Origin of the sequence: Amycolatopsis sp. lyj-112 (genome assembly GCF_046549055.1) — a bacterium.
Classification (GTDB): Bacteria; Actinomycetota; Actinomycetes; order Mycobacteriales; family Pseudonocardiaceae; genus Amycolatopsis.
Genome location: NZ_JAJPWS010000002.1, coordinates 181159 through 202528, shown reverse-complemented (window position 1 = coordinate 202528; position 21370 = coordinate 181159). Strand labels below are relative to the sequence as shown.

General features: G+C 68.0%; 21 protein-coding genes. 13 read left to right on the top strand and 8 right to left on the bottom strand.

What is annotated here, in order from left to right; translation table 11 throughout:
- Window positions 1–17: 17 nt before the first annotated feature.
- From ACLJRL_RS07715 to ACLJRL_RS07685, 7 genes are all read right to left on the bottom strand, one after another.
- The gene (locus ACLJRL_RS07715; protein WP_410655372.1) at window positions 18–1268 is read right to left on the bottom strand and encodes a class I SAM-dependent methyltransferase; all 1251 of its coding nucleotides are present in this window, start codon (window positions 1266–1268) and stop codon (window positions 18–20) included.
- A gap of 84 nt (window positions 1269–1352) precedes the next feature.
- A complete protein-coding gene (locus ACLJRL_RS07710; protein WP_410655371.1) occupies window positions 1353–1955 on the bottom strand; it encodes a dTDP-4-dehydrorhamnose 3,5-epimerase family protein in 603 nt (200 codons plus the stop codon).
- A 16-nt stretch (window positions 1956–1971) separates the two neighbouring features.
- Complete coding sequence (locus ACLJRL_RS07705) at window positions 1972–3117, bottom strand: nucleotide disphospho-sugar-binding domain-containing protein (RefSeq protein WP_410655370.1); 1146 nt, start codon at window positions 3115–3117, stop codon at window positions 1972–1974.
- A 165-nt stretch (window positions 3118–3282) separates the two neighbouring features.
- Entirely contained in the window at window positions 3283–4455 is a 1173-nt protein-coding gene (locus ACLJRL_RS07700) for an acyl-CoA dehydrogenase family protein (protein ID WP_410655369.1), read from the bottom strand.
- 104 nt (window positions 4456–4559) lie between these two features.
- Window positions 4560–5609: a 3-deoxy-7-phosphoheptulonate synthase gene (aroF, locus tag ACLJRL_RS07695; protein ID WP_410655368.1), complete on the bottom strand. Its 1050-nt coding sequence runs from the start codon at window positions 5607–5609 to the stop codon at window positions 4560–4562.
- A 144-nt stretch (window positions 5610–5753) separates the two neighbouring features.
- The gene (locus ACLJRL_RS07690; RefSeq protein ID WP_410655367.1) at window positions 5754–6974 is read right to left on the bottom strand and encodes an MFS transporter; all 1221 of its coding nucleotides are present in this window, start codon (window positions 6972–6974) and stop codon (window positions 5754–5756) included.
- Window positions 6971–8002 (bottom strand): GNAT family N-acetyltransferase, encoded by a 1032-nt coding sequence (locus ACLJRL_RS07685; RefSeq protein WP_410655366.1) that lies wholly within the window; start codon window positions 8000–8002, stop codon window positions 6971–6973. Before ACLJRL_RS07685 ends, ACLJRL_RS07690 begins: the two co-directional genes overlap by 4 nt.
- 159 nt (window positions 8003–8161) lie before the next feature.
- Between ACLJRL_RS07685 and mtnA the strand changes: the two genes are divergently transcribed.
- The 6 genes from mtnA to ACLJRL_RS07655 are packed head-to-tail and all read left to right on the top strand — an operon-like array spanning window position 8162 to window position 13094.
- Window positions 8162–9178, top strand: coding sequence for an S-methyl-5-thioribose-1-phosphate isomerase (gene mtnA / locus ACLJRL_RS07680; protein ID WP_410655365.1), 1017 nt, complete (start codon window positions 8162–8164; stop codon window positions 9176–9178).
- Window positions 9175–9795 (top strand): methylthioribulose 1-phosphate dehydratase, encoded by a 621-nt coding sequence (mtnB, locus tag ACLJRL_RS07675; protein WP_410655364.1) that lies wholly within the window; start codon window positions 9175–9177, stop codon window positions 9793–9795. The genes mtnA and mtnB overlap by 4 nt, the downstream gene beginning before the upstream one ends.
- A 28-nt stretch (window positions 9796–9823) precedes the next feature.
- Window positions 9824–10405, top strand: a complete 582-nt coding sequence (locus ACLJRL_RS07670; RefSeq protein ID WP_410655363.1) for a 1,2-dihydroxy-3-keto-5-methylthiopentene dioxygenase — start codon at window positions 9824–9826, stop codon at window positions 10403–10405.
- Window positions 10405–11091, top strand: coding sequence for an acireductone synthase (mtnC, locus tag ACLJRL_RS07665; protein ID WP_410655362.1), 687 nt, complete (start codon window positions 10405–10407; stop codon window positions 11089–11091). Before ACLJRL_RS07670 ends, mtnC begins: the two co-directional genes overlap by 1 nt.
- Window positions 11092–12312: a pyridoxal phosphate-dependent aminotransferase gene (locus tag ACLJRL_RS07660; protein WP_410655361.1), complete on the top strand. Its 1221-nt coding sequence runs from the start codon at window positions 11092–11094 to the stop codon at window positions 12310–12312.
- Window positions 12285–13094: an S-methyl-5'-thioadenosine phosphorylase gene (locus ACLJRL_RS07655; RefSeq protein WP_410655360.1), complete on the top strand. Its 810-nt coding sequence runs from the start codon at window positions 12285–12287 to the stop codon at window positions 13092–13094. Before ACLJRL_RS07660 ends, ACLJRL_RS07655 begins: the two co-directional genes overlap by 28 nt.
- Window positions 13095–13153: 59 nt before the next feature.
- Here the strand turns inward: ACLJRL_RS07655 and ACLJRL_RS07650 are convergent, their stop codons facing one another.
- The gene (locus tag ACLJRL_RS07650) at window positions 13154–13711 is read right to left on the bottom strand and encodes a dihydrofolate reductase family protein (protein ID WP_410655359.1); all 558 of its coding nucleotides are present in this window, start codon (window positions 13709–13711) and stop codon (window positions 13154–13156) included.
- Between the two features lie 657 nt (window positions 13712–14368).
- Between ACLJRL_RS07650 and ACLJRL_RS07645 the strand changes: the two genes are divergently transcribed.
- From ACLJRL_RS07645 to ACLJRL_RS07615, 7 genes are read left to right on the top strand one after another with little or no spacing between them, the layout of a single operon-like run.
- Window positions 14369–15877, top strand: coding sequence for an AMP-binding protein (locus ACLJRL_RS07645; RefSeq protein ID WP_410655358.1), 1509 nt, complete (start codon window positions 14369–14371; stop codon window positions 15875–15877).
- A gap of 1 nt (window position 15878) precedes the next feature.
- The gene (locus ACLJRL_RS07640; protein ID WP_410655357.1) at window positions 15879–16142 is read left to right on the top strand and encodes a phosphopantetheine-binding protein; all 264 of its coding nucleotides are present in this window, start codon (window positions 15879–15881) and stop codon (window positions 16140–16142) included.
- 12 nt (window positions 16143–16154) lie between these two features.
- Window positions 16155–16526, top strand: a complete 372-nt coding sequence (locus ACLJRL_RS07635; RefSeq protein ID WP_410655356.1) for an ectoine synthase — start codon at window positions 16155–16157, stop codon at window positions 16524–16526.
- Window positions 16527–16541: 15 nt separating this feature from the next.
- Window positions 16542–17684, top strand: a complete 1143-nt coding sequence (locus tag ACLJRL_RS07630; protein WP_410655355.1) for an acyl-CoA dehydrogenase family protein — start codon at window positions 16542–16544, stop codon at window positions 17682–17684.
- Window positions 17685–17713: 29 nt separating this feature from the next.
- Entirely contained in the window at window positions 17714–18403 is a 690-nt protein-coding gene (locus ACLJRL_RS07625) for a transglutaminase-like domain-containing protein (RefSeq protein ID WP_410655354.1), read from the top strand.
- Between the two features lie 8 nt (window positions 18404–18411).
- Window positions 18412–19983, top strand: coding sequence for a PLP-dependent transferase (locus ACLJRL_RS07620; protein WP_410655353.1), 1572 nt, complete (start codon window positions 18412–18414; stop codon window positions 19981–19983).
- Between the two features lie 11 nt (window positions 19984–19994).
- Window positions 19995–21323, top strand: coding sequence for an FAD-binding oxidoreductase (locus tag ACLJRL_RS07615; protein WP_410655352.1), 1329 nt, complete (start codon window positions 19995–19997; stop codon window positions 21321–21323).
- Window positions 21324–21370: the final 47 nt, after the last annotated feature.

Sequence of the window (21370 nt, the reverse complement as noted above, 5' to 3'; positions counted from 1 at the left end):
GGGCGAACGAAACCGGGTCAGCCCACGGACGGCAGCGGGAAGACGAGCTTTCCGCCACCCGCGAGGAATTCCTGCTCCCGCTCGAAGAAACCGCCGCGGTGGACCCACGGCAGGATCAGCAGCTGGTCGGGGCGGAGTGCCTTGGCGTCCTCCTCGGAGACGATCGGGATGCCGGACCCGGGCGTGACGGCCCCGTGCTTCTCCGCGCTGACCTCGCCGATGCAGGGCAGGTCTTCGGTGGTGATCCCGCAGTACTGAAGGAGCACGTTGCCCTTGGTCGACGCGCCGTATCCGACGGTCAGCTTGCCGGCCGCCCGCGACTCGTCGAGGAATGCGCGCACCTGGTCGCGGTGGTCACTGACCCGGCGGGCGAACGTCTCGTACGGGGCGTCGGTGTCCAGCTGGAGCTCGGCTTCACGCCCGCGGATGACCTTGATCGCGGCGGTGTCGACCTTGTGCTTGGACGGGTCCTTCACCAGCGTGACGCACAGGCTGCCGCCGTTGACGTCGGTGATCTCGGCCGTCGTCACGGTGAGCCCGACGCGTTCGGCCATCCACTCGATCTGGGCCAGGCGGTAGTACTCGAGGTGCTCGTGGCAAATGGCGTCGTAGGCGGGGATCTCGAGCAGCGGGAGCGCGTAGCTCATCTCGATCATCCAGACACCGTCGTCGGCGAGGATGTCGCGGACGTCGGCCATGAACCCGACCGGATCCGGCAGGTCGTAGAACATCGCGATCGACGTGACGATCTTGGCCTTGCGGTCGCCGTACTGTTCGGTGAAGGCCGCTTTCGTGAAGAAGTCGGAGATCAAGGAAATGTCGTCGGGGTAGTACTCGCGCCACTTCTCACCGGTGGGGTCGATGCCCACCCGGGTGGGGCCGCCGGCGGGATATCCCCGCAGCAGGGTCGCGTCGTTGCTGCCGATGTCGAGGACCAGGTCCGAACTCTTCAGGTCGACGAGGCCGGTGAGCACGTCGACCTTCCGGCGCAGATGGTTGACCATGAACGGGCGGACACTCGAGCGGTAGCCGTAGTGTTCCCCGTACATGAGCGAGAGGTCGCCGGTGTGCTTCATCTGCAGAAGGCCGCAACCGCTCGGGTCGCACCGCACGAGTTCCAAGGGCGCGACAGGAACGACTTCACCGGGCCGGGGGAAGATGCCGGTCAGTGCCTGGTTTCCCAGATCGAGCACCGGCAACAGAGTGCGGTTACCGCAGATCCGGCACTCCGTGCACTCGATGATGGCCATGTCGTCGGTGATGGTCACAGTGTCTCCCACATGGTTGCCGGATCCTGAACTAAGTATGGGCTCTTCGCGGTCGCGTACATCTCTTCGATTGCGTGACAGGCGTCAGAGCCACAACGCCGCTTCCGCTTCTTTGCACTTCTCGTATCGCGGGAGCAATCCCCGCCGTTCGGCCTCGTCGAGAGTCATCGCCGCCTGGTCCCGCTCGGACAATATCGGCTCGATGTCCTGGGGCAGCGGAAGATCGAGGGCGGGGTCCAGCACGGAAATCGCCAGCTCGTTCTCCGGCACGTACTCTCCGGAGATCATGTAGGACATCACGGTGTCGTCCCGATAAGAAACGAAAGCATGTCCGACGCCCACCGGGAAATAGACCGAACGGAAATGCCGAGAGTCGACCTCGACGGCATCCCATGCGCCGAACGTCGGCGAGCCGACGCGAATGTCCACCACGATGTCGAGGGCCGCACCCTGTGCGCAGTACACGTACTTGGCGCACCCCGGTGGGGTCACGGTGAAATGGACACCCCTGACCACGCCACGGCGAGACCTGCTGTGATTGGTCTGCGCCACGGTGAACAGCCGGCGACCGGTCGCCCGCACGAAGGACGTCTCCTGAAAAGGGGAAACGAAGAGCCCTCGATCGTCTTGAGAGACCTTCGGCGTGAATTCAAGAGCACCTTCGACGGAAAGCTCGCGCACCTGCACCGTATCTCCAGATCTGTCACAAAGGCGGCTGACCGACTTCTTCGAGCGTGCTTTCGCGTAAAGCCGAGGCGAGCCGGGTCAGCGCGGTGACGACGTCCGCCGGGCGGCGCTGCGCGAAGATCTCGTCCGCCACCCGGGTGGCGGCCTCGGCGTGGCGAGGCGTCGCGAGCAACCGTCCACAATGGTCACCGACCGCCGTCGGGGTCAGCGCCGCCAGTGGCAGGCAGATCCCGGCCCCGGCCCGGACCACCGCCGCCCCGTTGTCGAACTGGTCGTCGAACGCCGGCAGCACGACCTGGGGCAGACCGGCCCCCAGCGCGGACAGCGTCGTGCCCTGCCCGCCGTGGTGGACCGCCAAGTCGCACGCCCGCAGCACCTCCGACAGGGGCAGCCTGCCCACGTGGCGGACCGCGTCGGGTAACCGGGGCCAGCCCGCCGCGACCTTCTCGTCCACGGCGACCACGATCTCCACGTCGAGCCGGGCCAGGGATTCCAGCACGGGCCCGACGAGTTCGAAAGCGTCGTCCACGAAAAGCTGGGGCAACACGGTGCCGAAGGTGACGCAGACCCTCGGCCGCGCCGCCGCGCGCAACGCCCAGGCCGGTACTCGCGCATCGCCGTTGTAATCGACGTTGCGCATGCTCCAGTGGCCCGCTGAATAAGGCGTGCGCAGGCTCGGTGGCCACGGGTTGAGCACACCCGAGGCCACCGGCAACGTACCCAGCGCGTCGACCGCGGCGGCCCGGTATTCGGCGAGTTCGGCGACCGCCCAATGCAGTTCCACGAACGGGATTCCGCGCTCGGCGGCGGCGAAAGGGCCGGCGAGTTCGGCCCGCTCGCTCACCACCAGGTCCGGCCGCCACGAATCCACCACCGCCGCCATCCCGGGCATGGCCTGGGAAGCGACACTGGCGAACCCCTGACCGTGGGCGTACCGCCGCTCGGCCAGTTCGTGTCCCCTGGCCTGAGCGAACACCGCGTCCAGCCCGTCGGCCGCGGCGCCACACGCCACGACCGGCAGACCCGACCGCGCCGCTGTCGGGACGAAGCTCTCGGCCGTGGCGACCAGCACCTCGTGACCGGCGAGCCGGCACGCCCACGCCAGGGGAACCAACGGGAAAAAGTGCCCCGACAACGGAATGGTCGTGAACAGGACCCGCATTACCTTCGCACCCCGACGCCGCACGACTCCACGGAAACCTCCCGAACTGAAACCAACCGGGTCAATTCGAGTCTATGGTCCGCGAAAGGCGTCCCATACTCCTCGATTGCCCGCAGGAGTGCATTTCAGAAGGCGCCGTGGAATCGTGAAATCGGCCGGCTTCGATCAGATGTAATGGGTGTTGGGCTCAAGGCCGCACAGGATCCGGCCGTAGAGCTCGAGGTTGGTGTTCGGGTGCATGATCGCGTGCAGGTTCACCGTCTGGATGTCCCGCTCGATCCGCTGGATCGGCACGCTGTTGTAGACCGACGAACCACCGCTCGCCGTGTTGAGGATGTCCACGGCTTCCTTGGCGCGCAGGCAGACCGCACCCATGTCGAGGCGGACACGCGCCCGCTCTTCGAGCGTCCACTCCGCACCGGACGCGCCCTTGGTGTCGACCAGATCCGCCGCCCGGTAGGCGTGGAACTCGGCTTCGTCGATCTTCGTGGTCGCCTCGGCGACCTGCAGATGCGTGATCGGCGCTTCCTTCTGCGACTCGTAGGAGGTGTAGGTGATCTTGCGGTCGGGCAGACGCTCGAAGAACGCGTCCTTCGCGGCCTTCGCCAGCCCCAGCGCCACGGCGGTGACCGTCGTGCACGCGGTCGGCATGAACAAGGACCGGTACAGCTGGGAATCCGCGTTCAGCACCGAGCGGTGCTGACCCTGCAGCACCGGGCCCATGGGCAGAATCCGGGACTCCGGAACGAAAACGTCCTGGGCGATCGTGGTGACACTGCCCGTTCCGCGCAGGCCCGACGTGTGCCAGTCGTCGACGATCTGCAGTTCCGACAAGGGAATCGCCACCATGATCGGCTCGAAACCGCCGTCCGGCGTCGCCCGCACGGCGGCGTTGGTGTTCCACTGGCTCTGCTGCGAACCGGTGTTGAACGACCACTTGCCGTTGAGGACGATGCCGCCGTCGACGGGCACCCCGACCGCGGTGGGGCTGAGGATGCCGCTGACCCGGACATCCGGGTCGGCGAAGACCTCGTCCTGGACCTCGTCCGGGAACAGCCCGACCATCCACGAGCTGATCGACCACACCGCGACGGTCCACGCGGCGGACCCGTCACCCCGGGCGAGCTCCGAGATCACGTCGACGACGGTGTTCATGTCCGACTCGTACCCGCCGTAACGGTGCGGCACGCGCATCTTGAGAATGCCGTTGTCCAGCAGTGCACTGACCGTGTCTTCGGGCAGGCGGCGGTTTTCTTCGGCCGTCAGCGCGTTCTTCTTGAGCAATGGGACAAGCTCGGAAGCGCGGGCGGCGAGCGCTGCCCTCGACGGTGCTGACATCGTGTCCTCCTCGGCAGATAATGCGACTGTTACGACATTCGCAGCACCCACCTGGCGCGGCATCTTCCCTCTTGCCGGATGGCGCGACCCGGCACGAGGGGAGATCAGCCGGCCCGGAGATGCCGCCGTGGCCTGCCCGCGGGCCGCCTGCCCATCAACACCGCCAGACCGTCCAGTGCCCGCGAAAGCTCCTGGAGATCGTCGGCCATCAAGGCCTGCGGCCCGTCACACAACGCCTGTTCGGGATGCGGGTGCACGTCCACGAGCACGCCGTCCGCCCCCACCGCGATGGCGGCCCTGCTCAGCGGCAGTACCAGGTCGCGGCGGCCGCCGGAATGCGAGGGATCGATCATCACCGGCAGATGCGAAAGGTGCTGGACCACGGGCACCGCGGAAACGTCGAGTGTGTTGCGAGTGGCGGTTTCGAAAGTCCGGATACCGCGTTCGCACAACACGATGTCGAGGCATCCGCGCTGCGCGATGTATTCCGCCGCCATCAGCCATTCCTCGATGGTGGCGTTCATTCCGCGCTTGAGCAGCACCGGTTTCCCGGCCCGGCCCACCGCCTGCAGAAGTCCGAAGTTCTGCATGTTCCGGGTCCCGATCTGCAACATGTCGGCGTACTCGGCGACCATTTCGACGTCATGGGGCGCCACCACCTCGGTCACCACCGGCAGCCCGGTCTCGGCGCGGACGTCCGCCAGAATCTTCAGCCCTCGCTCACCGAGCCCCTGGAACGCGTAAGGCGAACTCCTGGGCTTGAACGCGCCACCACGGAGCAGTGTCGCTCCGGCGGCCTTCGCCATCCACGCGGATTCCAGGGTCTGCTCCGGTGTCTCCACCGCACACGGCCCCGCGACCAGGGTCGTCGTGTCCGGCCCGATCGAAACCCCGCCGACCTCGACCGTGGAACGGCCTTCCGGCCGGTGCTCGCGGCTGACCAGCTTGTACTTCGCGGAAATCCTGGTCACCTGGACGATTCCGGGGCGCCCGCTGAGGTTCAGCAGCTCGAACCGTTCGACGTCGCCGATCAGCCCGATGATCGTCCTGCTCACCCCGCGGCTGACGAAAGCGCTGCCACCGACGGATTCCACCTCTTCAACGATCGCCTCGATCTCCTCGGCTGTGACGTCCGGGGTCAGCACGATCACCATCGTCGGGGTCTCCTCATGGTCGCCGGGTACGGGCGGCTGAACTCCCGCCTGGCCAATCGTGACGTGGCACCCGGCCCCCGACGTCCTCAAAGCTGCCGCACGCGCCGCGACAGCTTTGAGGACTTCCCTTCGCCTGCCCGGAATTCAGACAGGCTCGGTGGTCTTGGCCGTGACGGGCGGATCCTTGGCGAGGAGCCGATCCGGAAGACGACGCAAGAGCGCGGCACCCAACCCGGCCGCGGCGGCGACGACCGCCATGACGAGAAAGGCGGAAGTGCCGAGCTGAGAGTAGGCAAGGGCCCCCAACAACGGCCCGATGATGAAACCGATGTCGGAAACCAGCCCGAAGGCACCGAACGCCCGTCCGAGCTGATGCCGCGGCACGAGGTTCACTCCCTGCCGTGCCACCAGGTACAGCACCGGCTGAGCCGACATGAACAACAGCAGCCCGGCACTCATCGCCACCACACCGTCGAACAAGCCGACCGCGGTGAGACCGACCGCCTGGGTTCCGAAGGCGAAAGCGGAGATCACCAGCAACGGCCGGGACTCCACGAACCGGGCGCAGGTCATGGCTACGATCATGAACACGGCCAGCCCTGCCGTGTAGATCACCGACGTGTAGGCGACCCCATTGCCGGTGACCTTGTCGAGGTGCAGGGGAACCACCGGTTCCAGTGCCCCGAACAGCGCGTTGTTGACCAGATCGACCACGGCGAAAACGGCGACGAGGAGAACCAGCAGGCGAACGGCGCCAGGCCGCTTCCCCTCGACGGCTTCGGCCGGCGGCGCGGCGGCGACGGGGTCGATACGCAAGCCGAGCAGCAGCACCCCGCCGAGAGCGGTCACCGCGGCGCCGGCCAGGAACACCCCGGTGAAGCCGAGCAACGGGTGCAGCAGACCGACCACGGCGGGACCGAGCACCATGCCCGCCGTGCAGAAGCCGCCGAGCCAGCCCATCACCCGGGCCGTGCCGTAACGGGAACTGTCTCCCAGCGAGCTGGCCAGGTGGTAGAGCACCGGCATCGTGAGGCCCTCGGCCACACCCCAGGCGAGCCGCCAGGCCAGCACCTGCCAGCCCGCGGTGGCGAAGCCCAGGCCGAACACGGTCACCGCGGTCATCATCATGCCGATGAAACCGATCAGCTGAGGGCGCACCGTGCGGTCGACCAGGATCCCGCCGATCGGCTGCGTCAGCGCCTTCGCCAGGGCGAAACCGCTGAACGCCGCAGCCACCTCGAGCGCGGACATCTGGAACCGGCCGGTCAGCTCGGGCACCAGCGGAACCAGCATCGTGTACGCGACGTTCATCATCGCCGCGGACAGCAGCAGGGCCGCGATCCCGGTCCGTTTGCTGGAAGTCACGGCCGTTGCTCCAGCCCTTCGTAGCCGGCCTCGATGAGCAGGCCGTCGTGCACGGCGGTCAGCCTCGGACGGTAGATCTCGACGTCGCCCGGTTCGGCCGCGTACCACAGGCCCCACAGGTGGACGCCGTCGAAACCGTGCTGCTTCTTGAACCTGTCGTTGCCCCGGCCGAACTCGATGATGTCCCAGCCGCGTTCCACGCCCTGGGCGAGGATTTCGTACAGCATGAACGGGTACGGGCTGACCTCGCTGTACACGGCGGGGTCGGTGCCGGCCGCCCACACGTAATGACGGCGGTCGTGCTCGAGCGCGATGTACGCCCCGATCGTCCAGCCGTCCCATTCGGCCCGGATCACGCTCGCGAACGGCGTGGCGAGAACCGCCTCCATGGTGGCGCGGTCGTACAGCGCCGGCCAGCCGTGCTTGACGGCCGAGCCGTTGGCCAGTTCGAGCACCCGGTCGAGCTGCGCCATGGCGGCAGGGCCGGTCTCCTCGATGAGCTTGACGCCCTTCTCAGTGGCGCGGCGCCAGCGCCGGCGCCAGTCGGTCCGCTTCCTCGTCTGCACCCTGCCCATGACCGGATCCGGTCCGCTGCCCGGAATCTTGTAGTAGGCGGTGTCCAGCCGGGTGAAGACGTCGGGCGGACGGACCGCGGCCCACTGGCGGGCCGGCTCGGGGGGCAGGTTGTACACCATCACCCCGGCCGCACCCAGCTCCCGCGCCTGCTCCCGGGCCTCGTCGATCAGGGTGGCCACGGCGGGCCCATCGTCGGCCAGGTATGCCGGGCCGAAGACGGAGTAGACGGAGCCGATCGTGAGTACCGGCCGGTCGAACACCACTCCGCTGCCGGTGTCGGCCTCGAGGCCCTGCCAGAACGGCGAGTGCTCCAGCAGGTAGCGCGGTGCCCGGCCGGGGTCGATGACGCGTCGTCGCTCGATGGTCGTCCGCGTCCACGCGTCCAGCCACTCGTCGGTGTCGAACACCGTCGAGGGGTAGGACTGTGCCTCAAAAAACGGGGTGGCCGTCATCGAAACTCCTCCGTACCGCGAACATTCCTTCTTGCGACGGTAGGCCCGGATCGCGCTGACGGGCGAGGGTTGGCCATGAGGACCGCATTCTCGGAGAAGTCGTGCCTGCTCGCACGATTGAGGAAGCCGGGCACCTGGAGGATTGCGACGATGGAGCCCATGACGCGCTCTATCGCCTGGCTGGACGGCGCCATCGAAGCTGTCGACCAGTGTGCGCTGCCGCACGAGTATCGGCTCCTGCGACTGTACACAGTGGACGAAGTGATCGAAGCCATTCAGCGCCTGGCCATTCGCGGCGCGCCGGCCATCGGTGTCGCCGGCGCACTCGCGGTGGCACTTTCGGCGAGGGCGCACACCCGCGACGGCGTCTGTGACGAGGTCGCCGTGCGCGCCGACGCGCGGCGGATCGCCGACGCCCGGCCGACCGCGGTGAACCTGAGCTGGGCGGTGCGCCGGGTGGTCGACAAGCTCGGCGGCGGCGCGGACGCCGTGCTCGCCGAGGCAAGCGAAATCCTCACCGAGGACGAGCAGCGCAACCGCGCCGCCGCCGATGAGGCCGCCGCCCTCGTGCGGCGGCTGTGCGGTCCGAAACCGTTGCGACTGCTGACCCACTGCAACACCGGCCGGCTGGCCACGGTCGCCTGGGGCACCGCGCTGGGCGCCATCCGGGTGCTGGCCGAGACCGGGCACGTGGCCGAGGTGCTGTTCGGCGAAACCCGGCCGCTGCTGCAGGGCGCGCGGCTCACCGCGTGGGAACTGGCCGAGGCCGGCATTCCGCACCGGATGCTGGTCGACTCGGCCGGGCCGGCCGCACTGGCCGCGGGCATGGTGGACTGCGTCCTGGTCGGCGCCGACCGGGTGTGCGCCAACGGAGACGTGGCCAACAAGATCGGCACGTACTCGCTCGCGGTGGCCGCGGCCCGGGCGGGCGTGCCGTTCATCGTCGTCGCGCCGGAGTCCACTTTGGACACCACGCTGGCGAGCGGCGCGGACATCGTCATCGAGGAACGGGCCGCCGGCGAGGTCACCGCGTTCGGCGGCATCGAGGTCGCCCCGGCGGGCACCAAGGTGTTCAACCCCGCGTTCGACGTCACCCCGGCCGAGCTGGTGACCGCCGTGGTCACCGAGTCCGGGTTGTTCCGTCCTCTTAGGACATCCAGGGAGAGGGCCTCATGACCGAGTCCATCGACGCCGCGGGCGCCGCGCTGGCCGAGACCGCCGCCGCGCTCTACGCCCGCGGTTGGCTGGAGGGCACGGCGGGCAACCTTTCGGTCCGGCTGCCCGGCGGCGACACCGCGTTGATCACCGCGAGCGGGCTCGGCAAGGGTTCGCTCACCGCCGCCGACGTGGTCGAGGTCCGCATCGAGGACGCGCGCCCCGTCCACGACGGCGCACCCCGTCCGTCAGCCGAGACCAGCATCCACACGGCGCTGTACCGGTCGTCGGCCGGCTCCCACGCCGTCGTGCACGCACATCCGCCCTACGCCACCGCGACCGCGATCCTGGCGGCGCGGCGCGGCGCGGGCACCGTGACGTTCACCGACCTGGAGATCATCAAGGGGCTCGGCCTGGCCGATCCGTCCAAAGTGGTCGTTCCGGTGTTCGACAACCACGCGCACGTGCCCCGTATCGCCGACGACGTCGCCGGACGGATCGCCTCGGACGCGCCGCCCGTCATGTTGATCGGCAACCACGGGGCGACCACGTGGGGGCCGACCCTGGACATCGCACGCAATCGCATGGAGTGCCTCGAGGCGCTGTGCCAGCTGACGTTGCTGGTCGACAGGCTCTGACACGCCGCCCCGAGGAGAGGAGAACACGATGACGTTGCTCCAGGTCATGCCGGCCGACGACGGCGCGAACGTGCTGTTGCGCACCGAGGACATCACCGAGATCGCCGCCGAACTCGCCCCGTACGGCATCCGGCTCGAGCGGTGGGCGACCGTCCCGCTGGACGGTGACGCCGGGCAGGACGAGGTGCTCGCCGCCTACGCCTCCGAAGTCGAGCGCCTCAAGGCGGAAGGCCCGTACCCGCTCGTCGACGTCGCCCGGATGGTGCCGAACGACACCGATCCGGAGTGGCCGGCCAAGGCCGAGGCCGCGAGGGCGAAGTTCCTCGACGAGCACACCCACGACGAGGACGAGATCCGGTTCTTCGTGGAGGGCGGCGGCTGCTTCTATCTGCGCTTCGGCGACAAGGTCTACGCCGTGGTCTGCACGGCGGGCGACCTGATGTCCGTGCCTGCCGGAACGACGCACTGGTTCGACATGGGCACCCGGCCGTATTTCTGCGCCATCCGGTTCTTCCAGGAGGAGGACGGCTGGGTGGCCGGTTTCACCGGTTCCGAGATCGCGTCCCGGATTCCGACGCTCGACGAACTGCTCGCCCCGGTAGCCGGCTGATGAGCGGTTCGGTCGTCCTCGACATCGAGGGCACGGTCAGTCCGCTGTCGGCCGTGCACGATGTGCTGTTCCCCTATGCCCGCGAACGGATCGAGGGTTGGGTGCGGCAGGGCCGCCCCGGCACGCAGGCCGTGGTCGACGGCGTTCGCGGCCTGCTCGGCGGACGGCCCGGCCTCGACGAGGTGGTGCGTGCCCTGATCGCTTGGCACGACGAAAACGCGAAGCACAGCCCGCTCAAGACCTTGCACGGGCTGATCTGGGAGCAGGGCTTCCTGGCCGGTGAGCTGTCCGGTGTGGTGTACCCGGACGTGCCACCGGCGCTGGACGGCTGGCGTCGGCTCGGGGCGCGGTGCTGGATTTATTCGTCCGGTTCCGTGCTCGCACAAAGACTCTGGTTCTCCCGCACCGATCAGGGGGGTCTGCTCGGCCACCTGGCGGGTCACTTCGACACGGTGACCGGCGGCCCCAAACGGGAGCCCGCCTCCTATCACCGGATCGCGCGCGAGATCGGCACGCCCGCCGCCGACATCCTGTTCCTGTCCGACAGCCCGGCCGAGCTGGACGCCGCCCGGACGGCGGGCTGGCGGGCCGTGGGAGTACGCCGGCCGGGCTGCGAGAACGAATTCGGCACGCACCCGGTGGTCACCGACTTCACCGACTTCAGTGGGATAAGGGAGGTGGCCTGAGTGAGTGACGACGTGCTCGTCCCCAGGTTCGCGGCGTTCCGCAGCACGATCTTCGCCGAGATGACCGCGCTGGCGAACCGTACCGGCGCGATCAACCTCGGTCAGGGCTTTCCGGACAGCGAGGGGCCGGCCGAACTGCTGTCCGCCGCCGCCGTCGCGGTGCTCTCCGGACGCAACCAGTACCCGCCGCTGCCGGGGGTGCCGGAGCTGCGGACCGCCATCGCCGAGCAGCGGTGGTCCGACTACGGCACACCGTACGATCCCGACACCGAGATCCTCGTGACCGCGGGCGCGACCGAGGCGATCGCCGCCGCGATCGCCGCGCTGGTCCCGGCCGGAGACGAAGTCCTGGTGTTCGAGCCGTATTACGACTCCTACGGCGCCGCGATCACCCTGGCCGGCGCCCGGCGGCGAACCGTCCGGCTACGCCCGGAGAACGACCGGTTCACCTTCGACCCCGAAGAACTGGCCGCGGCGGTGACGCCGCGCACGCGCGCGGTGCTGGTGAACACCCCGCACAACCCGACCGGCACCGTGCTGACGCCTGCCGAGCTCGCCCACATCGCCGAGCTCTGCCGGCGGCACGACCTGATCGCCATCACCGACGAGGTCTACGAACACCTGACCTACGACGGGATCCGGCACGTTCCGCTGGCCTCGCTGCCGGGGATGGCCGAACGGACCCTCACGATCTCCTCCGCCGGCAAGACGTTCAACGTCACCGGCTGGAAGGTCGGGTGGGTGTGCGGGCCCCAGCGGATGGTCGCCGCGGTGCGGACGGTCAAGCAGTACCTGACCTTCGCCGGTGGCACCCCGTTCCAGTACGCGGTCGCCGCGGTGTTGCCCGACCGACGGCGGTGGCTGGACGACCTGCGCGCACGCCTGTCCGCCGCGCGCGACACGCTGCGGGACACGCTCACCTCGGCCGGCTGGCGGTGTTTCTCCTGTGAGGGCACGTACTTCCTGCAGGCGGACGCCAGGTCGGTCGGCTACCGCGACGGCATCGCGCTGTGTCAGGACCTGGCCATCGAGGCCGGGGTGGTCGCCATTCCCAGCTCGGCGTTCCACGCCGACCCGGCGGCCGGACAGGAACTGATTCGCTTCGCGTTCTGCAAGAGTCCCGCGGTGATCGCCACCGCGGCCAAGAGGTTGGCCGGGTTCGCCGACACTCAGCATGAGGAAGGAATGGCCCCATGGTGGCTAGCGCGCCGGTCGGCGTGATCGGGGGCAGCGGACTGTATTCGCTGCTGGAAGAAGCCGAGCAGGTCAGTGTCGAGACTCCCTACGGGGAGCCGTCCGACCTGCTGGTGCGCGGCACTGTCGGTGGCCGCGAGGTGATCTTCCTGCCTCGGCACGGCCAGGGCCACCGGCATCCGGCCCACGTCATCAACTATCGCGCCAACCTGTGGGCCTTGCGGTCGCTCGGCGTGCGCCAGGTACTCGCCCCGTGCGCGGTCGGCTCGCTCCGCGCGGATTACGGGCCTGGCACGTTCGTCGTGCCGGATCAGGTGGTCGACCGCACCAGCGGGCGGATCGCCACCTTCTTCGACACCGGCGCCGTGCACGTCGGCTTCGCGGACCCGTACTGCCCGGACGGGCGCGCGGCCGTGCTGAAGACCGCGGCCGATCTCGATCAGTCCATTGTGGATGGTGGGACGATGGTCGTGATCAACGGCCCCCGGTTCTCCACCCGCGCCGAATCCCAGTACTACGCCCGGCAGGACTGGTCGCTGATCAACATGACCGGCCTTCCGGAGGCGGCACTGGCTCGTGAACTGGCCATGTGCTACACCTCGGTCGCTCTCGTCACGGACCTCGACGCCGGCCTCGACGAGGACAGCGCGGTGGCGCAGGACGAGGTCTTCCGCGTGTTCTCCTCGAACATCGAGCGGCTGCGTGAGCTTGTTCTGCGCACGGTCGCCGGGCTCGGTGACCAACGGGATTGCCGTTGTGTCCACGCGCACGACGGGCTCACGATTCCTATTTCTTTGCCGGGAGCCTGAAAAGGAGCGGCGACTGCAGAAGGGGTCGAGGACGACGTGTCCTCGGCCCCTTCTGAATTTCACGGCGCGGCAGGCCGGTACCGCACGTTGACCTCCGACGTGGGCTCGCAATCGCCGACCCGGTCGAGGCGGATCGGTGCGCCGCCGGGGTTGTCGTACAGCCGGATGCCCTCGCCGAGCAGGATCGGCGTGATGTGCAGGTCGATTTCGTCGATCAGCCCGAGTTCGAGAAGCTGACGGCCGACGGTGGGTGACATGACTTCGAGGTTCTTGCCCCCGGCGCCCTCCAGCCCGATCCGGACCGCCTCGGCCAGATCGCAGTTCAGGAACGTGACTCCGTCGGCGGGCGTGGCGTCCTCGGGATGGTGTGTGAGTACGAAGATCGGTCCTTCCCAGGCATCGCTGTACGGGCGGCCGCCACCGGACGCGTCCCAGCCGTCCCTGCCGCCCAGCACGGCGCCTGTCGTTCTTTCGTACTCTTCCTCCAGGCCCGGACGGCCGGTGAACCCCGACATCCAGTCCATTCGATGGTTCGGCCCCGCCACGAAGCCGTCCAGCGACATCGTGAAATGAAAGAGCACTTTCCCGCCGGCGGTTTGCGGCTCAGTGTCGAACATGCGTTGCGTCGCCTCCTGGATTTGCTTGCGAGTCGCGGTCACCATACCCGTACGGTCAGTTACCGGCCATGCTCAATGATGCGATGATTCCGGCTCTGGGCAGGACACGCGTGATTGGATGGCGATCACGCGTGATTGGACGCGGAACACACGTCGGATCCGTCAATCACGCGAGATCGCTGCCCAATCACGCGAGATCGTTCTTTCGCGGTCGCATGAATGGGACGGCGACCTGTTTCCTGCTCTTAGTCGCATAGTCGACTGCCCCGGTATCCGGTGAATTCTTGACATCGTGAACGGGTGGAGAATCAATCTCGGATACGCCCTGGAACCGGGCGGCTACCGGGAGTCGGCGCTGCCCGCGCGTTCGCCGTACCGCCAAGAGACTGATCCGCCGACGCCCGCACGGATCGATGCGGATCTCGGTGTCCGCGCCCGCCGGTCCAGGAGCCTCTCAGCGCCGCGTGACGTCCCGGTTTCCGTGCTACCGGCCGGGATGCGGCGGGTCGTGACAGTCCCGAAAGGACCGCCGATAAGCGCAAGCGACAATAAGCCCCACCGCGGCCGAACGTTTAACGTGAGTGCTGTGAGGTGCGGCAATTCGGCGGCGCCGATACCCAATGGGAATCTACCTTGGGGGTCACTTTGGAGACCAGCGTGTCGTATTCGCGTTCGTTGCTCGGCTGTCTCGCCGACTTCGCCCGTACCCGGCCGGAGTCGCCGGCTCTGGTGATGGGAACGGAGCGGATGACCTATGCCGAACTCTGTTCCATGGCCATGTCCGCCTACCGCGGCATCGAGGCCCTGCACCTGCCCGAGACGAGCCGGGTCGCGTTGCACGCGACCAAGTCGCCGCGCACGGTGGCGCTGATCGTCGCCTGCCTGCTCGCCCGAAGGCCGTTCATGCTGCCCTCCACCGAGTTGGGCGCTTCCGCGTTGGACACCTTGCTCGAGCGGGCCGGTTGTACCCACGTGCTGGCCGCCGACACCGCTGAGGGCGTCGGCGGGCGCGAGGTGCACAAGATCGACATGACCGCCGGTCCGTTCGGGATGGAGGACCTGCGGGCCAAGGAGCTGGCCCCGAACGCGGTCTCCTTTATTTTCACCACATCCGGTTCGACCGGGCTGCCCAAGGTGGTGCCGCTGACCTTCGAAGCGGTGGATCGCTTCACCGACTGGGCGATCTCCCAGTTCGGCATCAAGCCGGGCACGGTCGTGCTGAACTACGCGCCGTTCAACTTCGACCTGTGCCTGCTCGACATCCGGTCCACGCTCAAGGCGGGTGGCACCGCGGTCCTGGTGGAGCCGGATCGTGCCACCAACGGTCGGCACCTGGCCGACCTGTTGCGTACGCACTCGGTGGAAGTCGTGCAGGCCGTGCCGATGCTGTTCCGGCTTCTGTCGGACACCCACGACGGTGAGCCGTTCACCTCCGTCAAACACGTGATCACGACCGGGGACAAGGTTCCCGTCAGGTTGCTGCCGGAGCTTGCCCGGCTGTTCCCGAACGCCCGCTTCTACAACGTCTACGGCTCGACCGAGACCAACGACAGCTTCATCCACGAGTTCACCGAGATGCTGGACGGCGACCGCGAGCTGCCGATCGGCCGGCCCCTGCCCGGTACCGACGCACTGGTGCTCGGCCCGGACGGCGCCGTGCTGGACGGCCCGGCCACCGGGGAGCTGCTGGTTTCGACACCGTTCCAGACACACGGGTATGCCGTGGCGGACGGCAGCGGTACCGACAAGTTCGTTCAGCTCGGCCCGGACGGCCGGCAGTACTTCCGTTCCGGCGACATGGTCCGGCGAGACGATGACGGCGTGTTCACCTTGGTGGGCCGCAACGACTCGCAGGTGAAGGTGCGCGGGACACGGGTGAACCTCGAGGAGATCGAGCAGGTTCTGCTGGCGCACGAACAGATCATCGGGGCGGCCGTCGTCACCGTGCCCGACGACGTGGCCGGGCTGGTCATCCACGCGGTGGTGCGAAGGGACAGTCCGGAGCGGAAGCTCGGTGTGCTCACCCTTCGCGCGTACTGCCGCGATCACCTGCCCCGGGCCGCCCTGCCGACCACGATCCAGGTCGTGGACGAACCGCTGCCGACGACGTCGACCGGCAAGACCGACCGGAAAGCCGTCATCCGAAACCTGCTGAAGGGGAATTGACATGACCGATCTGGACACGATCAAGCAGTACATCCTGGACGAGTTCCTGCCGGGGGTCAGCCCGGACGAACTCGACGCCGACTACCACCTGGTGGCCAACGGCGTGATCGACAGCCTCGGCCTGCTGCGGGTGGTCAGCTGGATCGGGACGACCTTCGGCATTCCGATGGAGGACGTCGAGATCGTCGAGCAGGACTTCACCACCATCGCATCGATCGACAACTTCGTCGGACGGCACACCATCGCCATCGCAGACGCGGCTTAAAGGAGAAGGAACATGATTGTTCGCAAGCTGTCCGATGTCGAAGACGTCGAATGGGGCAACGGGCTGAGCCGGCGGTTCCTGACGCTGCGGGACGGAATGGGTTACACCATCACCGACACCATCGTCCGCGCCGGCACCACTTCCGCGCTGGAGTACCGCGAGCATCTCGAGGCTTGCTACTGCATCGCCGGCAGCGGAACGGTCATCGACTCCGCGGGCGATGAGCACCCCATCGTGACCGGCACGCTGTACGCGCTGGACAAGCACGACCCGCATCAGCTGATCGCCTCGCCGCACGAGGACCTCCGGCTCGTCTGCGTCTTCACCCCCGCCCTCATCGGCGACGAGGTGCACGACCTGACTTCCGAGTACTCCCAATACTGAGCCGGAGCGCGTGACATGCATCAGTGGACGGACAAGCAACGGGAGTTGCGCGAGGGCTACACCGAAGCGTTCCAGGCATGGGGTGCCGAACACCTGGAGCGCGATCGGACCGGCGAGTTCCCGGGCGAGCTGTGGCCCGAGATCGGCGCGTCGGGCCTGTTCGGTCTCCCGTTCGATCCGGAGCACGGCGGTGGCGGGTATGACCTGTCCACCACCATGTACGTGCTCGAAGGACTGGGATACCACTGCCGCGATGGTGGGCTGAACTTCTCCACTACGACGCAGATCGTCAGCTCGGGTGTGCCGATCCAGCGGTTCGGCAGCCCCGAGGTACGCGCGCGCTTCCTGCCGAGGATCTGCGACGGCTCGGTGATCGCCGCCCACGCGATCACCGAGCCCGCCGGCGGCTCCGATGCGGCGGCGATGCAGACGACGGCCACCCGGCGTGGTGACGACTTCGTGCTGAACGGCAGGAAGTTCTTCATCACCAACGGCCCGGTGGCCGATCTGGTCATGGTGTACGCCAGGACGTCGCCGGGCACCGGCCCTCTCGGCATCAGTGTTTTCGCGGTCGAGCGCGGCACGCCCGGGTTCGAGTCCGGCCCCTCGGTCGACAAGATGGGCCTGCGCACCTCGCCGCTGGGCAACCTCACCTTCACCGACTGCGTCGTCCCCGCGGCGAACATGGTCGGCCGGGAGGGTAAAGGCTTCCTCCTGCTCGACTACGTGATGAAGTGGGAAGTCCTGTGCTGGTTCGCGGTCACCCTCGGTGCCATGCGGCACCGGATGGAGCGGTGTATCGACTACGCGAAGAAGCGCAACCAGTTCGGTGCGCCCATCGCGTCCTGCCAGCTGATCGCGGCCAAGATCGTGGAAATGAAGATCGGGCTGGAAACCACCCGCAACTGGTTCTACGACACCGCGGCACGGTTGGCCGCCGGTGAGGACGTGATGGTCGACGTGGCGATGGCCAAGGTGATCGCCAGTGAGGCCAACGTCCAGTCGGCCACCAACGCGGTGCAGATCCACGGCGGCCGCGGTTACCTCGCCGAGTTCGGGATCGAGAAGGAACTCCGGGACGCCACCGGCGGAACGATCTTCTCGGGCACGTCAGAGGTTCAGCGGGACAAGGTCGCCAGAATGCTGGGAGTCCGCTAATTCCCGGCCATATCGGAAAAGGTGGAGAAATGGCGAACGAGCCGGATTTACTAGCGGTGACCGAGTTCCTCGACCACGACCAACCGGCCGTGTGGGAATTCGCTCAGCGTGCGCTCATCGGGGTGGGGGACGATCCGACCGATCGGGCGATCGCGCTGTACTACGCGGTCCGCGACCGGATCCACTACGAGGTCTACGACGCGGACCTGAGCCGGACCGGGCTGCGGGCGAGCGCGATCATCGGCAGGGGCCGGGGTTTCTGCGTGCACAAGTCCATTGTGTACGCCGCGGTGTGCCGGGCGGCCGGGGTGCCCAGCCGGATCGTGCTCACCGACGTGCGGAACCATCTGGCGTCGGAGCGGTTGCGTGAGCTCGTCGGGGGCGACGTCTTCCGGTTCCACGCGCTGAACTCGGTGTACCTGGAGGGATCCTGGGTCCGGGCGACCCCGGTGTTCAACAAGATGCTGTGCCGGCTGTACGGCATCACCCCGCTGGAGTTCGACGGGCGCAGCGACAGCATGTCGCACCCGTACGACACCAACGGCCGCCGGTACATGGAATTCCTGCACGAGTACGGCGAGTTCGACGACTTCCCGTACGAACTCGTGGTCGAGGGAATCCGGGCGGCGCACCCGCTGCTGTTCCAGGGCAAGTACCAGACGTCGGCCGGCTCGCTGGTCGACGAGGCCACCGCCACGGCGTACCCCCAGGCGGGGTGAGGCGCGGCATGGTGGACTGGGATGTCGGCGCGAGCGAACCGACGGGCTCCGTGGCGGCACCGCGTTTCGGCGACGGCGTGTCGCTCGACCAGGTGCTGCCCGAACAGGTCTCCGACCTGAGTGAGCAGTTCGACGGATGCCTTCGGGAGCTCAGTGCCGCGCGGCACCAGCTCGAGGAGTACGCGACCTACTGCGAGCGCAACGATCTGCCGGTGGACGACCCGGTGCTCGCGCAGCTGGTGGCCGCGACGCACCAGGTCGGCATGCGGATGGTCCGGCAGCAGCGGACCCTCCTCGCCGCGTCCACCCCGGAAGCGGCGGACCTGCTGGGCGCGAGCGAGGGGATCCTGCGCTTCGGCCTGGCCACCCTTTCCTACGTGCGCAACTGTCTGGAGTGGACGGCCAAGTCCTACGGGCAGTCGAAGCAGGTGCAGTTCTTCGGCACCCAGTCCGAGTCATGGCCGACGATGCACTACGACCGCAATGGTTCGCACGCGTCGGTGACCAGGGTCGAGCACCAGTTGCTGGGGGTGCTCGGCCTGCCTCCGGAGGAGTACGGGATCGGGGTCACGGCGTCGGGTATGGCGGCGTTCACCTGGATCGAGGCGTTCTTGCTGCGGGACCGGTTGCGTTCGGGTGACACGATCTTGCTAGCGCCGTACATCTACTTCGAGACGTCGCAGCAGTTGAACGCCTTGCCCGAGATACAGGCCGTGCGGGCGAGCGGCTATCTGGTGGAGGAGATCGTCGCGGATGTCGTGCGGCTTCGCCCGAAGGTCGTTTTCGTCGACCCGCTGGCGAACAATGTGCGGCAGCGGATGCTCGATCTGCCGGAGCTGTTCCGGCGGCTGCGTGAGGTGGTGACCGAACGCTGCACGGTGGTCGTGGACGGCACGATGATCGGCGCCTCACTGCAAACGGAACTCTTCGCCTCCGACGACCAGCTGGAGATCCTCTACTACGAGAGCTGCACCAAGTATCTCCAGCTGGGCTTGGACTTCGCGCTCGCCGGCATGGTGGTCTACCCGGCCGAGCTGACCGAGCGGATGGACATGTTGCGCCGCAACACCGGTGTGGTGCTGGCCCGGCACAACGCCGAACTGTTCCCCCGGTACGAGGTTTCGTTGCACGAACGCAGAATGCGGCGGATCTGGGCCAACGCCGAACAGCTGGCCACGTTGCTGCACAACGATCCGCGGATCGCGGCCGTCGGCGAGGTGCACCATCCCGCGCTGCCACACCACCCGGACGTGGGGCTCGCGCGCACAATGCCCTACGGCAGCGGCATCGTGACGTTCCTGTACCACGACCGCCCCCGCAACGACTGGGACAACCTCGACGCCGTGGTCGACCAGATCCTGGTGCGGGCAAAGACAAGCGGCACCCAGGTCACCAAGGGCGTCAGCTTCGGCTATTCGGTCCCGAGGGTGTGGGCCCAGACCGTCAGCACCACCGTGGCGGAACGCAAATACGTACCGATCACCGACGACGAGCCGCTGTTCCTGCGCCTCTATGTGGGGGACCGGATGCATCAGTTGGACGGGCTCGCCGATGCGATCGCCGAAGCCATCGCAGGATGACGGGAGTGGGCATGAGCGACCCCATTGACGGGTTGGACGGCGGGGTGCTCCGGCCGGGCGACCCCGGCTACGACGACGCGCGCGCCGCCTGGAACGGGATGGTCGACCACCGGCCACGCATGATCATCGGCTGCGCGAGCGTCGGTGACGTGGCGGCCGCGGTGCGGATCGCGCGGGATGCCGGACTGGAGATCGGCGTGCGGTGCGGCGGACATGCCGCGTTCGGGCCCGCCGTGCCGGAAAACGGTCTGCTGATCGATCTCCGGCCGCTCCACGGTGTCCTGGTCGACCCGGCGCGTCGTACCGCCAAGGTCAAGGGCGGCACACTGCTCGGCGCGCTGGACCGCGCGTCGCTGCCGCACGGCCTGGCCACCACGGGCGGGAGCGTCTCGCACACCGGCGTCGGCGGGTTCACGCTCGGGGGCGGCATGGGCTGGCTGGGCCGACAGTTCGGGCTGGCCTGCGACAACGTGCTGTCGTTCGAGGTGGTGACCGCGACGGGGCAGGTGGTACGGGCTAGCCGGACCGAGCACCCGGACCTGTACTGGGCGCTGCGCGGCGGTGGCGGGAACTTCGGCGTGGTCACCGAGTTCGAGTTCCGGCTGCGCGAGATCGATCCGCGGGCGCTGGTGGCGGAGCTGACCTTCCCCCTCGACGACGGCCTGCAGGTGCTGCGCGGCTGGCGGGACCTGAACGTCATGGCGCCGCGCCAGGCCACCTTCACCGCGGGGGTCTCCGACACGGAGGTCACCGTCGGATACGTCTGGGTCGGCGAGCCCGACCAGGGCAAGGGCCTGCTGCCGGAGCTACGAGGGCTCGGCCGGCCGGCGCGCGAGCGGGTGTTCGAAGCGACTTATCACGAGCTGCAGACCATGGACGACGAAGCGGATCGGCACGGACTCCGCCAGTATTCCAAGGACCACCTCCTGTCGGCGCTCCCGGACGCGGCGATCGAAGCGTTCCTGTCCAAAGGGGCGGCGAACGGGAGCGGGGCGGGACTGCCGGGTGGCTGGCTGGAGGCCTACGGCGGGGCGATCGCCGAGGTGCCGGACGAGGAGACCGCGTTCGGCCACCGGCAGACGCTCTTCGAGTTCGGTGTTCGTTCCTCGTGGACGGATCCTGCCGAGGACGCCGACCGGATCGCGGTGACCAAGCAGGTGGCCGCGGCGATCGAACCGTTCGCCGACGGCGTGTACGTCAACATGCTCAGCGATGACGGGGCGGACGGCGTTCGCCGCGCCTACCCGCCGGCGAAACTGGCCCGGCTGGCCGAGGTGAAGCGGGCCTACGACCCGGACAACGTGTTCCACCTGAACCAGAACATCGAACCGGCGCCCTGAGTACCGCCGTTCCGATGAGCGGTCGTTCTCGAATACGGCACTCCGGA